Annotated in this window: 9 protein-coding genes; 5 read left to right on the forward strand and 4 right to left on the reverse strand. The window is 62.2% G+C overall.

Annotation, left to right across the window (positions count from 1 at the left end; all coding sequences use genetic code 11):
* Positions 1–22 precede the first annotated feature (22 nt).
* The 5 genes from J5J06_02040 (at position 23) to J5J06_02060 (ending at position 7907) form a co-directional block, all read left to right on the forward strand.
* Positions 23–631, forward strand: coding sequence for a class I SAM-dependent methyltransferase (locus tag J5J06_02040; GenBank protein ID MCO6435850.1), 609 nt, complete (start codon positions 23–25; stop codon positions 629–631).
* A gap of 6 nt (positions 632–637) precedes the next feature.
* A complete protein-coding gene (locus J5J06_02045) occupies positions 638–1795 on the forward strand; it encodes a BtaA family protein (protein MCO6435851.1) in 1158 nt (385 codons plus the stop codon).
* Between the two features lie 202 nt (positions 1796–1997).
* Positions 1998–4367: a hypothetical protein gene (locus tag J5J06_02050; protein MCO6435852.1), complete on the forward strand. Its 2370-nt coding sequence runs from the start codon at positions 1998–2000 to the stop codon at positions 4365–4367.
* 119 nt (positions 4368–4486) lie between these two features.
* Positions 4487–6493 carry a cytochrome c biogenesis protein CcsA gene (gene ccsA / locus J5J06_02055; GenBank protein MCO6435853.1) on the forward strand — a complete coding sequence of 669 codons (2007 nt, stop codon included), beginning with the start codon at positions 4487–4489 and terminating at the stop codon, positions 6491–6493.
* 85 nt (positions 6494–6578) lie between these two features.
* Complete coding sequence (locus tag J5J06_02060; GenBank protein MCO6435854.1) at positions 6579–7907, forward strand: CofH family radical SAM protein; 1329 nt, start codon at positions 6579–6581, stop codon at positions 7905–7907.
* 43 nt (positions 7908–7950) lie between these two features.
* On the opposite strand, the gene J5J06_02065 is transcribed toward J5J06_02060, so the two are convergent.
* The 4 genes from J5J06_02065 to J5J06_02080 are packed head-to-tail and all read right to left on the reverse strand — an operon-like array spanning position 7951 to position 13263.
* Positions 7951–10092, reverse strand: a complete 2142-nt coding sequence (locus J5J06_02065) for an HlyD family efflux transporter periplasmic adaptor subunit (GenBank protein MCO6435855.1) — start codon at positions 10090–10092, stop codon at positions 7951–7953.
* Positions 10089–11999: an HlyD family efflux transporter periplasmic adaptor subunit gene (locus J5J06_02070; GenBank protein ID MCO6435856.1), complete on the reverse strand. Its 1911-nt coding sequence runs from the start codon at positions 11997–11999 to the stop codon at positions 10089–10091. Before J5J06_02070 ends, J5J06_02065 begins: the two co-directional genes overlap by 4 nt.
* Before the next feature lie 35 nt (positions 12000–12034).
* Positions 12035–12475, reverse strand: a complete 441-nt coding sequence (locus J5J06_02075) for a PilZ domain-containing protein (protein ID MCO6435857.1) — start codon at positions 12473–12475, stop codon at positions 12035–12037.
* Entirely contained in the window at positions 12472–13263 is a 792-nt protein-coding gene (locus J5J06_02080) for an efflux RND transporter periplasmic adaptor subunit (protein ID MCO6435858.1), read from the reverse strand. Before J5J06_02080 ends, J5J06_02075 begins: the two co-directional genes overlap by 4 nt.
* Positions 13264–13364 lie beyond the last annotated feature (101 nt).

The following is a 13364-nucleotide window of genomic DNA, read 5'->3' on the forward strand; positions in this document are numbered from 1 at the left end:
GCTGCCGCCGGAGCCCTGAAGGTTGGCTTCAACCTCCGTACAACGGTTCTATCGATATCACGCCCGGGTCTACGACAAGACCCGCTGGATGATCCTGCACAGTCGGCGTGAAGCGGTGGATCATCTGGAACTGACGTCGGACGCGGCCGTGATGGAAGTCGGCTGCGGGACCGGTCTGAATTTCCGTTACGTGCTTAGTCGCCTGGACTCGAAGCGGGGCACGCTGACCGGCGTGGATTTCTCGGCGGATATGCTGAAGCAGGCGCAGCGGCGTGTGGCTGATCGCAGTTGGAACAACGTCGATCTTGTCGAGGCCGATGCGTCGACACTTTCGCTGGACCGGAAGTTTGACGGCGTCCTGTTTGCCTACAGCCTGACCATGATCCCCGACTGGCAAGGAGCGCTGGCGCGGGCCCGGGACCACCTGCGTCCGGGCGGGCGCCTGGTCGTACTGGATTTCGGCATGTTCGGCGGGTGGGGACCACTCGCCCCACTGATGCGGGCATGGCTGGGCGCGTGTCATGTCAACACGCGGCGCCCCTATGTAGAGCACATGCGCTCACTGTTTCCGAGCTTGTACGTTCGTCATTGGCTCGGCGGGTACAACTTCATCGCCGCCGGCACGAGGTAATTGCAAATGATCACGGTGATCGATCTTCCCCAGGCCAAGCGTCGCCCCCTTCTTGAACGGCTCGTTTTCCGTGGCATCGTGTTCAACATGTCGTGGGAAGACCCGGAGATGGACAGGCGGGCTTTTCAACTCACGGGCGACGACACCGTCCTGTCCATCACGTCCGCAGGCTGCAATCCGCTGAATTTTCTATGCCAGAGCCCGCGCCGGCTAATCTGTGTGGACGGGAATCCCGCGCAGAATGCGATTCTCGAGTTGAAGCTCGCCGGACTGGCGACGCTGGACCACGCCACGTTCTTCGACATTTTCGCCGCTCGCTCTCCGGAGCGGGTCGAGTCGCTTTATCCCAACAAGCTTCGACCGCTCATTTCGCCACGCTCCCAGAAGTTCTGGGACAAGAATCTGAAGGTTGTCGCCCGGGGTCTGTATCGACACGGCCGGATGGGCGTTTTTTGCCGCATCCTCCGCCGCTATCTCAAACTGGTGAAAATCAACGACAGCATCATTGAGCGGCTCTTCGCGTGTGACTCGCTCGAGGAGCAGCAGAGCCTTTACGACGGCTGTATCGCGCCGCGGCTCTGGCGGCGGTCAAGCAAGATGTTCGTGTCCTTCAAACCGCTGATGTATCTGGCGGGGGTTCATCCGAAGCAATTCGAATTGGTGGACGGCCGCCACAACATGTATGACTACATCCGGGAGCGGATCGAGCACGCGTTGACGAAGGTTCCCGCCAAGGACAATTACTTCCTCAGTCAGGCCATTTCCGGACGTTTCCGGGGCAATCACGTGCCGCCTTACCTGCTGGAAGAGAACTTCGAGACGCTGCGTAACAACCTCGACCGGGTGGAGATCGTCAACGGCTGGCTGGAGCCATACTTGAACAGCCAGCCTGCCGGCTCGATCAACAAGTTCAATCTCCTGGACATATTCGACTGGATGCCGGCGACGGCGTTTGAGAGCACGTTACAAGCCGTACTGCGAGCGAGCGCCCCGGACGCCACCCTCATTTATCGCTCGGGAAGCTATCGGCTCGACCCCCCTGAATCGGTGCGGCCGTTCGTCCACCACCATCAGGAGCTGTCCCGGGAATTGCTGGCCATTGACCGCAGCGCCACCTACGGCAGCTTCTACGTGCTCTCGGTCAAGAATGGTGTCGCGGCCTAGCCAAGAACCCGGCGCCCGCAATGACGGCGCGTTTGCTGCGCCGGCGAATTGCTCGTCCGTGGAGTGATCGCGCCCCGCGGGTTTCCTCCCACATGAAGCCGCTTATAATCTCCGAGGAAGGGCGGCGTGTCGCGCTGGGCCGGCGTGTTGCGCCATTTCCCGTCACAAAGCGGAATTCAACAAGGCAGGAGTGCACATCCTGATGGACAAGGAACCGAACCGACCAGCTTCGGACATCGGTCGGAGGCGGCGTAGCCCGATGGGCATGTTGCTCGACCAGGTCGGAAGTATCTGGCTGGGCGTCACACTGGCTTCGCTTCTCTTCATCTATTGCTCGATCGGGAGTGCCGTTCCCCAGGTCCGCCAGCATCGCTGGCTGGAAATGACCGAATTCGAGTGGTTCCACTGGTGGCCGTTCAACGCCCTGATCATCGCCTTTTGTATCTCGCTGACGGTTGCCACGATCCGGCGGATACCGCTGCGACCCGTGAATCTTGGCGTCTGGACCATTCACAGCGGGCTGATCATGCTCGTGGTGGGCAGCTACTACTACTTCGGGACCAAGGTTGAGGGAGACACGGCCGTCCTCCGCCGTCAGGTTCGGATCGAAGCTCCGGGCGCCAACGCACCGGTCTCCATGCCTGCCCTTCCGGGCAATCGGGCGCGGGTTGCGACGCCAGAGGGCCTGTGGGAATTCCAGGTGCAGAGCACCAACTCCGATTGGCCCATCCTATCCGATGAGGACAAGGGGAAGACGGCGTATGCGGTGAATATCAGCGTCCAACCCCCGCAGGGCGACGCATTCGTGCGGCAATTGCTGGCGGGGTTTCCGCAATACAACGAGGACGTCATCCCCGGCAAGGGGCGGGCGATCAAGAACCTTGGCCGCAAGCTGGTAAACGAAGACCTGGACATGTCCCTGGAGTACCAGCCCCAGGAGTACTTCCACATCAAGGACACCTGGGCCCTGTACATTCGCCGCGCCGGTGAAAAGAACTGGGTGCAGCGCCCCATCGAAGGGCTGCCGCGCTATCAGGATCGCATATCGGATCGTAGCCTGGTGTTCAGCGATCCGAAACAGGAGCTGCCGACCCGCCCGATCGACGTGAGCGTCCCGCCAGCCGGGGCGGATGATCCGCTGGGTGACGCCCGGCTGCACATCACCGCTTACTTGCGCTATGCACGCATGCAATCGCAATGGGTGGAGGGTGGGGATCGCCTGAACCCGGTCGTCCGAATGTCACTGCTGGCGGACCACGCCCCGGGACAATCCTACGAGTTGGCGGCTTTCGACCGCCAGCGACGCATCTCCGAGGATGGGTTGGTGCAGTTCGTGTGGGTTGATGACGCCGGCGAAGCGGCGTCGTTCTCCGGAGACTCGCGCCCCATGCTGCACGTAGAAGTCCCGGCGGCGGGGTCGGACTTCGATGTCGTGCTTACGCAGGAGACAGTTGACCCTGACGGCCCGTTTGTCCCCATTGAAGGGACGGAATTCGCCTACCGCATTCGCGGTGTGCAGGACAACCTCGTTCTACCCAACCAGAACCGGGCGATCTCCGTCGCGATTGTCGAGATTCGCACGCCCGAGGGCACGTTCCGAAGGTGGGTTTCGGACGTGCCCGATTTCACGCGCGACATCCACGGCGACGGCATGGATCCGCACGACGTTCAGGCTCGCGGCGTGGATGAGCGGATCGTCATGCGCTACCAGCCGGCGTCGGCACCCGTCGTGCTCGCTGCGTATCCCGGCGGGTTGCACTTCCTGTTCAATGGTCGGGACGGGCAGCAAATCAACCGGCCGATCAACGTTGGCGAGCGTGTCGAGGTGATTCCCGGGTTGTGGGCACGCGTGGAAGGACTTTGGACCAGTGCCGTGGCGCAACAGAAGCCGTTCATCGTTCCGCCCTTCGCCCGGCAGCGTGACGCAGGCGAGGCGTTCTCGATGGTGCGATTGGAGGTCGATACCGGGCGGGGAACACAGACGGAGTGGGTGCATTTCCACCCATACGCGCTTCCCGGTCCCGAATATGCGTACGGCGGTCGCTTCACGTATGCGCCGACGCAGTTCCGCACGGCCGACGGAAGCACGGTGGAGGTCATCTTCTCGCGAAAGCGGCAGAAGCTACCGAATCCCGTGGCGCTCGATTCATTCAAACTGGACACGCACATCGGCGGATACACCGGACAATCGCTGACCATACGCAACTATGTGAGCGAGTTGCGCTTCTTCGAGCCGTCGGGCTGGACGAATCCGACGCGAATCGCGGTGAACGCGCCGACAGAAAACGCCGGGTATTGGTATTTCCAATCGACGTGGGACAAGCCATCCGACCAGAATCCTACGGGCGGGATGAACTACACCGGGTTGGGTGTGGGCAATCGTAACGGCGTGTATGTGCAGCTCATCGGGTGCTGCATGATGGTCGCGGGGATGATCTTCGCGTTCTACATCAAGCCTGTCATGGTCCGCCGGCGTTATGAACGCTCGCGGGCGCGTTTATCGTCCAGCGCCGAAGCACAGGCTGAACGCATAGAAGAAGTCATCGCGGAAAAGGAAGAGGTGGGCGTCTGACCGCCATTGGGTCACAGGCGAAGCCCTGCGAGCCTGCGTGATGTCACGACTTGGCGCGCATCATTGGACGGCAAGTAGTTAACTTCGATATTTCGTACTTCAGCCGGATGAAGGGAACGATGAGAATTCGACCCATTGACTGGATGGTGGTTCTGGGAATCGGCGGGCTGGTGGGCTGGAGTTACATTGACCGCCCCGCACCGCGCCCCGAGGATCGACCCTCGGCGTTCGCACAGGCGGTGGACCTTGCGCCGCTGTATCGCGCCGCAGTTCAAGCCGACGGACGCGTCCGATCGTTCGAATCACACGCGAAGACGTACATGGGCTACGTGAGCGGTCCGCGAGAGATCCACGGGCAGCCGGATGGCTATACCTACCTGGATATGCTGCTCCGCCCCGAGCGGTACGACAACACGGATACGATCTACGTCAAGAACAAGCTCGTGCGGGAGCAGATTGCCAACGTTCTGGATGAGGCCTCGCGCGACGAGGTGGCGATGGGCGCCGAACCCGTGGTATCCGAGGATTGGGTTGCTCGATTCATGAAGCGCGGGTTGATCTCGCCGGCACTCCTCCAGCGCCCCGACGTGGACGGATTGCTCCAGCATCTCGGCCAGGACCTGATCAAGACGTCCAAGGAGGTGGACGCCATTCACTCGGCGCTCACGGTTTCAGATGCCCGTTTCCTGGCCGATCGGCTGCGACTCATCCCGACACCGACGGGCGAGACCGACCGGCCTTGGATTCCTATCACGGATGTCGCTGGTCCGGCAGGAGCTCCGCGGGACGCCACGCACATGGGAATGGAGCGATCCCGGCCGATCGAAGGGCTCGATCCGAAGGTGCAGGAGTCTCTGGCCCAGTCGTGGGACGCGCTCGTCACCGCCTGGCGTGCGGAGGATGCTGGTGCGGTCAACACGCAGATCGCCAAGCTGGCGACCGTCCTGCCGAGCATCTCGCCGCATCTCTATCCTTCACCGGGACGCCTCTCCATGGAGAGCTGGTATTTCCGCAACAAGAGCATGACATGGGTCTGGCTCCTCTATTTGGCGAGTGTGGTGCCCCTGCTGATGGCCACGATCTATCAGTGGGATCGGGCGCGGACAGTGGGGATGGTGCTGTTCGTGATCGCGTTCGCGGCGCACACAGCCTCGGTGATTATTCGTTGGTACATCTCCGGGCGCTGGCCGAACGCGAACATGTTCGAGGCGGTCACGACGGCCGCGTGGTTCGGTGGCGTCGGAGCGCTGATTATTGAAGCACTCGTCCGTCGGACACCCTTCCGTAATCTTTTCGCGCTGGGATCAGCGGTGATGTCCATGGCCGCGCTGATGGCGGCGTACTTCATCCCGACGGGACTCGATTCCACGATCAACAACAAGATGCCGGCGCTCAACGATGTCTGGCTGTACATTCACACCAACGTCATCATCTGGAGCTATGCAATCATCGGACTGGCCTGCGTGCCGGCGTTGCTCTACCTGCGTAATCGCTGGTGTTCACTTTGGGATCAAGGCCTGGTTCCCAAGGGACGGCTGCTGCTGCTTCCGGTGGCCGTGGCGGCGCTGCACGCCACAGGGCTGCCGCTGCTCATGAATCTGCTCGGGGCACCGTCCTGGGAGATGAAGGCGCAGACGGCCATGTTCGTCGGAGCGGGATTCTGGGCATCGCTGATGTTCATCGTGCTGGAACTGGCCGGTGCTCGTGGCCGGCGACTCGCCGGGACCAAGGTGGAGCGGTCGGCGGTGGGTGGAGCGGCGGCGCTGATCCTGGGAACGGGCGAACGGCGTTCCGCGTTTCTTCACCGCGAGCGACCATCCACCGGCGAGGTCTACGATGGCGCGACGATGGTTCTGGTGGAGCTTTCGTTCGTCATGCTCTGGGCGGGGTTGGTGATGGGCGCCATCTGGGCGGACCATTCGTGGGGTCGGCCGTGGGGCTGGGATCCGAAGGAGGTCTTCGCCCTCAATACGTTCATCATATTCCTCATCCTCATCCACGTTCGCCTGAAGGTGCGCGACAAGGGCTTCTGGACGGCGGTGCTGGCCATCCTGGGATTCGAGGTGATGATGTTCAATTGGATTGCGGTCAACTTCGTCATCACGGGGCTGCACAGCTACGCATAGCCGGGCGCGCGTTATCATTCGAGGAAGTTGACCGTTGATTCTGCCGTCGCCGACAGGTCCGCAGCTCCCAGCATTGGAAGAATGAATGATTCAGTCAGCCGCGACGGACATGGCAGGCCACGACTTCATCGAGCTCCGCCGCAAGGTCGAGGCCGGCGATTGGCTTACGTTCGAAGAGGGTCTGGCGCTTTACGAATCGCCCGACATTCACGCACTGGGCGAACTGGCCAACCTTGTGCGCGAGCGGCTCCACGGCCGGCGGGCGTTCTACAACGTCAACCTTCACGTCAACTACACCAATTACTGCGTGCTGCGTTGCAAGTTCTGCTCGTTTTACCGGCCTTATCCGAAAGTGGGACATCCCGTCTCGCCCGAAGTGGCCGCTTCCCACGATGGACCACAACATTCCGGCCCATCGCTCTCGCTGCTTGAGGATGGTGGCGCACCATCAGGAGCCCCGTTCCGCCCGGACGGCTATGAACTGACCGTGGAGGAAGTCGTCGCGCGAGCGAAAGATGCTTACGCGCGAGGAGCGACGGAAGTACACATTGTCGGCGGACTTCATCCGAAACTTCCGTTCTCCTATTACACGGACCTTTGTGCGGCAATCCGCCAAGCATGCCCGCACATGCACATCAAGGCGTTTACTGCCATCGAGATCATACACTTCACGCGCATCGCCAAGCCGCGACTGGGCATCGCCGAAGTGCTCACGAAGCTGCGCGAGGCGGGTCTCGGCAGCCTTCCGGGTGGTGGCGCGGAGATCTTCGACGACCGGGTTCACGAAGAGGCCTTCAAGACCAAGGTGGGCGAGTCCGAGTGGTTTGACGTGCATCGTGCCGCTCATGAATTGGGGATATTCACCAATGCGACGATGCTCTATGGGCACGTGGAAACGCCCGCGGAGCGTGTGCGGCATTTGATCAAGCTCCGCGAACATCAGGCAGATAGTGTCCGCAAGCGAGCAGCCCGGTTCAACTGCGTGATTCCCCTTTCCTTCATCCCCGACGAAAGCGAACTCGCTCACCTGCCGGGTCCGAGCGGGCTTGAGGATCTCAGGACGCTGGCGCTCGCCCGGCTGATGTGCCCGAACATCGACCACATTAAGGCGTTCTGGATCATGCAGTCGCCTAAACTCGCTCAGGTTTCACTCGGCTGGGGCGTGGACGACATCGACGGGACCGTGGTGTATTACGATATTACCAAGCGCGAAGGCGACGGTGGAACGCACCAGGAGCTCACCGTAGACAAGCTCCGCCGGCTGATTGCCGAAGCCGGTTGCGAGGCGTTCGAACGCGACACGCTCTACCGTCGCGTCCTTCGAAACGACCGCTCGTGGACTGTTGAGGGTGAGGACTGGCAGGTGCCCTTTCAACGCGGCGGCCCGCAAGAGGTCACCGCCGACAGGGCGTGAGCCCACGCTCCGCGCCGAATCGGGTTCGCACATTCGACCGTAGCTATTCCTGCAGGAGTTTGTTGAGGAAGCGGTGCAGCCGGCGGAAGGCCTGAACGGCGAAGGGCTCCGGCGCACCGTGGAGAAGCACGCGGGCCCCCATCCCGTGGCGAAGCAAACCGGCCGGAGGATCATCGAGCCGAACGACCACTTCGAAATAGGGTCGATTGGTTACTCCCGTCGCGGGATCCACGTGGATGTCACCTCCGGCGAGTTGAGTCAGAGCCGCACTGGGAACGGCCCGGTGGGCCATCGGCGCGATACGCTCGATCTCGCCGTGAAGCAACGTATCGGGCCGCGCCGTGGTGCGGACGAGAACCCGCTTGCCGATTGCCGGCCCGGCCGCGGTGAATTCCTCCTCCGACAGGACCGCGCGGATCTGCCACGGTCCGTCGGCCACGGTGGCCAGTACTTCGCCACGCGGAAGAAACCGCCCGATGTCTTCCGGCTTGAGCGTCTGGATGACCACGCCCTCGTGCGGCGCAGCGACTTCGAGTTGCGTCAGTCGCTCCTTTGCGCGCTCCAGTTCGCGGCGAGCGGCGTCGGCACGCTGCGCTTCCTGTTCGGCGCGATGCGGCTCCGCCAGTCGAAATGCGTCGGCAAGAATCTCCGCCTCGCGTACGTCGGCTTGCGCGGCGGCAACGGCAAGTTCCAGATTCTCGTCGCGTAGCTTCAGCAGAGGCGCGCCTTCATGAACGGTTTCGTCATTTCGCGCAGCAATGGCCTCAACAAACACATCGGCCGGGGCGCGCAGCACGCTCTCCCGCTCCTGTCCAATAACTCCGGCCGCACGGACCCGGGCAGGAAGCGGAATCCAGAGGAATCCCGCCGGAAACCCCACGACGAGCAGTAGTCCCAAAGCCACGGCCCGAACCCTGACATGCGCCGTTTCCTCCGCCTGCCAGAGATACTGGATGATTTTGGCTACCGCCGTCGCCACGGTGCGGCCGACATAAAATACCGCCAGCGACACGCCGACGATGAAGAACTTCGTGGCGAGCACCGCCGATATTGCCAGCAACAGCGAGAGTCGATAGAGAAAACTGGCCACCCCGAATCCGAAGAGAATCCCCCGCAGGCGCCGGCCTTCGATCACACGCTCCGATTCGATGCCCAGGAACCACTTCTTCATGCAGGCGGCGATGTACTGTGCCGATCTTGCCCGCAGATTTGGCACTTCAACGAGGTCACTCATGATGTAGTAGCCGTCGAAGCGCATGAGTGGATTGATGTTGAAGAGCACCGTTACGGACCCAGCCAGGAACATGACGTTGTAGGCCGCGCTGTGCAACAACGAGGGGTCCGTCAACGCCCATACGAATACCGCCAGCGCCGCGATGGCCGTCTCGATGTACATGCCCGCCAGCGCGACAACGAGGCGATCTCGCCTCCGGGAGAATCCCCATGAGGACGTGGCATCAACGTAGGCGCACGGCGTCATCATGATGAGGGAGACGCCCATTTCCGGAACGTGGCCGCCGAAGTGCTTGCACGCGAATGCGTGGCCGAATTCGTGGAACACCTTCAACACCACGAGCGTGAGCCACATGAGTGCCAGGTTGCGCGTCGCGAGCATGCCCTCCAGGGGCTGAGCGAGCGACTGCCGATTGTGAATGGCGACGAAGATTGCCGTTCCCAGCAGCACGGCCCACAGGATGAACGCCGGCCAGGAAAACAGTGGGCGAGCGAAGCGGATGGTGCGGTTCAGGAAGGCATCCGGGTTAAGAACCGGAATTTGAGTGTACAGGAAACTCGTCCAGGCCCGGCGTCGCTTTGCCTGCTCCTTGGAAAGGTGTCGGCGATAAAGTGACTTGTGGTCCGATACCGGGAGGCGCAGAAACCCGAGTCGGTGCAAATCCATTACAAACTGGAAGAAACGGTCCTCATCGTCGCGCCGGGCCCTGCCCCGGACCACAAGGTCGTCGAACGTCTCCCCCAGGGTCCGCGAATGATCGATCGCCGTCAGGATGTGGTAGTCGCCCGGATCGAATTGCTGGCACTGGAACGTGACCGGATCGCGAACGATGTACGACGGCTTTCCGCGAAAGAGATGACGGCTGACGTCGAGATCCTCACGCAATCCGACTCGCACCTGGGCGAGCTGCGCGGCGAGTGAAGGCTGGGTGGCGGGGGCTGTCGGGTTCATGGCCAGACGTTCAGACGAATCCAGTCGATCGCGCGATGCAGTGCCACCCACCAGATTCGGCGCTTGCCCATGTCCACTCGAGCAACACCCTCCATGCCCGGTCGGAGCCAGCCCTCCTCGGCGTGAATATCTGCTTCGGCAACGAACACATTGCGGCCACCGCGAACCTGGGCCGAAGCGAGCACGCGGTCAATATGAAATGCCCGCAGATGGTCCGGTCGCGCGGCCGGCGCAAACGTGCCGCTCAATCCCGTCTCAAGATCCACGCTCACGTGATCGGGAAGGGCGAGCTCCAGACGCCAATGTCCGGGCGGGGCGATGTCGAACAGGGCCTGTCCGCGCGGGACAACGCCCCCCACGAAACGGCGCAAATCTCCGGAGACGACGGTTCCGTCGATCGGCGCCCGCACCGTCGCCTGCGTCAGATGCTCCTCGAGCACCCTCAACCTTGCTTCAATGAGTGCTTGCTTGGCCCGGGCCAGTTGCATTTCGACCGGCGTATCCGCCGCCCGGGCCTGATCGATCTGGAGATTGACCACGGCCAACTCTGCTTGAAGCTCGTCGCGACGGGTGATCAGTTCGCGCTGTTCGAATACGACAAGCGGATCGCCAGCCCGAACGTGATCGCCCTCGACGGCGTGAACGGAAGCGAGAACACCGTCGAACGGCGCGGCAACATGCCGCACGTCCGCGGGCGCAAGAACACCCTGCACGGTCGGACGATAGTTGATCGAGCCGAAACAGAAGAAGAGGAATCCGAAGACCGCGGCGGCTACCAGAGCACGCCGGCGCATACCGTCGGGACGAGTCAGGGAAACGGCGCCTTCCCGGAGGACATCCAGCGCATGTCGCACAAGGCCCCGGCCTGCCCGCTTCAAGACGAGCATGGATACGGCGAAGGGTTCCACGCGCGAACGAATTTCCTCAACGAGTTCCTGTCGCAACGGATGGTCGGCGCGGCGTCGCAGACTGAGCACAGCCACGACACGATCGCCGTCCTTGAGCGGGATCGATGCAACCGCATCGCCCTGCACGTGCGCTCTCCATTGGTGGTGAAGGCGATAGGATCCACTGGATTCGGACCCGTTCCAGCTCTGGCCCGACTGCTCCACGATCGTGGTGCCCGCGTCCAGGCACTCCTCCATTGCCCCGCGTATGGCAACGACGCCGGGGCTCTGCGAGCGCACGGTGTCGAGCCCGGAAATGGCGACCGGGTGAACGCGCGGTCCGTCGACCAATCCCAATGCAACTTGCTCGCATCCCATGCGATTGCAAAGATCGTTGACGATGGCAAAAGCCAGTTCCTCGTGGTCTTGGAACGAGGCGGCGCGCGACAGCGCCTTGGCACCGGCGGGATCGCGTGACGATGCGGCGCTGCGACCGGTTACATCCGATCGCGATTCGGCGTTGCCCAGATATTCCACGCTGAAAGACGTCAGTCGCGTCAGACATTCGAGCAGGGCCAGCCGGGCATCGACTTGATCGGGTTCCACCGGCGCAACCACCAGGGAAACCGCGCCGATCGCCGGTCCTGATGGGTCAAACACCGGCGCACTGAGAAAAGCGACCTTGGCTGAGCCGGTCCGAGCCTGGAGCAACCTGGCTCGGGAAAGCGGCTCGGAGAGGGATTCGGTCAGGAACTGTTGAAGTGACGGTTTCCAGAAGCCGGGATCGGTCGGGCCCGTGTGCCAATCGTCCTGGATCACCTCGGAAGCATAACGCACATGGAGCGCCGCATAGGGACTGGCGAAATGCTGGGCGATAAGCCGAAAGGCGGCCCTGAGAAACTGCGCCTGCGACGTGCCCGTGCGGGCGATGCGCACGATATCCGCGTAGACGTCGCCGCGGCTTGCAGCGCGGCCGGCAGTCTGCGCATTATCGCGTCGGGCAGTGTCAGGATGCGTCACGTAGCCTCCTTCGGGCACGGTGATTCGATTCCGGTCTACAGGTCCAGGACTTGCGCGCCGGCTCCGGTTTGCATCATGCGATCCGGCAGGCAGATGTTCTTGAAGAACGCGAATCCGGCCTCGAATGCATCCTCGCGTACGAGGCGACAACGTACGCAGCGGGCAAAGGTGAGTGGGAGATCGAGCTTCTCGCGGTCGAACTGGAGACGGTAAATATCACCGACGCGCGGTGGCACGGGGAACAGCCCGCTGAACCCACCCTCGGAAACGTCACCGGTCACGCCGCGGACTTTCATGGACAGCGACTCGCTGGCGTTTCCCGACTGGAGCACGACGCCCGCCTTCACGCTGATACGGAAATGGGCGCGCTGGCGACGGATTTCCTCCGTCGTATTCCGGCCCAGTTCCTGAAGCAGACCGAATGCCTCGTCCGCGTTGAGCGCGTTGCCCTGTGGTTCGACTTCGTCGAAGATCATGGTGCGTTCACCCGTTTGGATTCCGGAATATGGTGGTCCGCATGGATCTCGACCTTCATACCCGCGATCCACGCCCCTTCGGGGTTCTCCACGGCGATCTTGACGCGAAACGTCTGACTTCCCCCATCCGCCACGGGACTGACGAATCGCACCACGCCCGTGCGCTTGCCGTATTCGGGTGACAGGGGCTCAACGCGAACGGCATCGCCCACGGTAAACCCCGACCGCCGATCCAGCGGGCAATCCACAACGACGAGCAGCGGATCAAGCTGTGCCATGCGTACAACGCCCTCGTCCAGATCGACGGACTCGCCGACCTGCTTCAAACGTTCCAGGACGTACCCGCTGAAAGGCGCTCGGATTGTGAACTGCTCGAGCGTACGTTTCTCCCGCTCCAATTGAAGCCGGGCGACCTGCAGGTCGAACTTGGCAATCTCGAACTCCAGGCGGCGCATGCGCAGTGCGGCATCCGCATCAGTGAGTTCCTTGGAAGAAGCGGACGCGTCGCCGTAAAGCCGTGAGAGTCGATCGTACTCGCGCTGAGCGTGGTCGAATCGTGTCTGCGTCAGATCGACCTGAAGGGAGCTCTCGGCTTCGGCCTGGGCAATGCGGACTCGTGTTTGCTGCACAGCGTTATCCAGCTCGCTGATCGGGTCGTCTGCATGAACGAAGCCGCCCTCCTCCACGAAGAACTGCTGGATTCGACCCTGGAAGACCGTTCCCAGCACGGCCTCGCGGAATGGGCGCGTCATGCCGACCAGCGGCGTGGCGCCGGGGTCCTGCTCCATCGGTTCGTTCGCACGAACCGATACCGGGAGCCCACCAGCGGCCATGAGCAGAACGAGGACGAGCCGCGTATGCTGTCGCAAGTGAACGTCTGAAAACCTAT

It is taken from the genome of Phycisphaerae bacterium (assembly GCA_024102815.1).
Taxonomy (GTDB): Bacteria; Planctomycetota; Phycisphaerae; order UBA1845; family UBA1845; genus JAGFJJ01.

Excerpts from the sequence above, each read along its gene's own strand:
- J5J06_02060 (MCO6435854.1), top strand. The coding sequence starts at position 6,579 with ATGATTCAGTCAGCCGCGACGGACATGGCAGGCCACGACTTCATCGAG.
- J5J06_02075 (MCO6435857.1), bottom strand. The coding sequence starts at position 12,475 with ATGATCTTCGACGAAGTCGAACCACAGGGCAACGCGCTCAACGCGGAC.
- J5J06_02065 (MCO6435855.1), bottom strand. The coding sequence starts at position 10,092 with ATGAACCCGACAGCCCCCGCCACCCAGCCTTCACTCGCCGCGCAGCTC.
- J5J06_02080 (MCO6435858.1), bottom strand. The coding sequence starts at position 13,263 with ATGGAGCAGGACCCCGGCGCCACGCCGCTGGTCGGCATGACGCGCCCA.
- J5J06_02050 (MCO6435852.1), top strand. The coding sequence starts at position 1,998 with ATGGACAAGGAACCGAACCGACCAGCTTCGGACATCGGTCGGAGGCGG.
- J5J06_02045 (MCO6435851.1), top strand. The coding sequence starts at position 638 with ATGATCACGGTGATCGATCTTCCCCAGGCCAAGCGTCGCCCCCTTCTT.
- ccsA (MCO6435853.1), top strand. The coding sequence starts at position 4,487 with ATGAGAATTCGACCCATTGACTGGATGGTGGTTCTGGGAATCGGCGGG.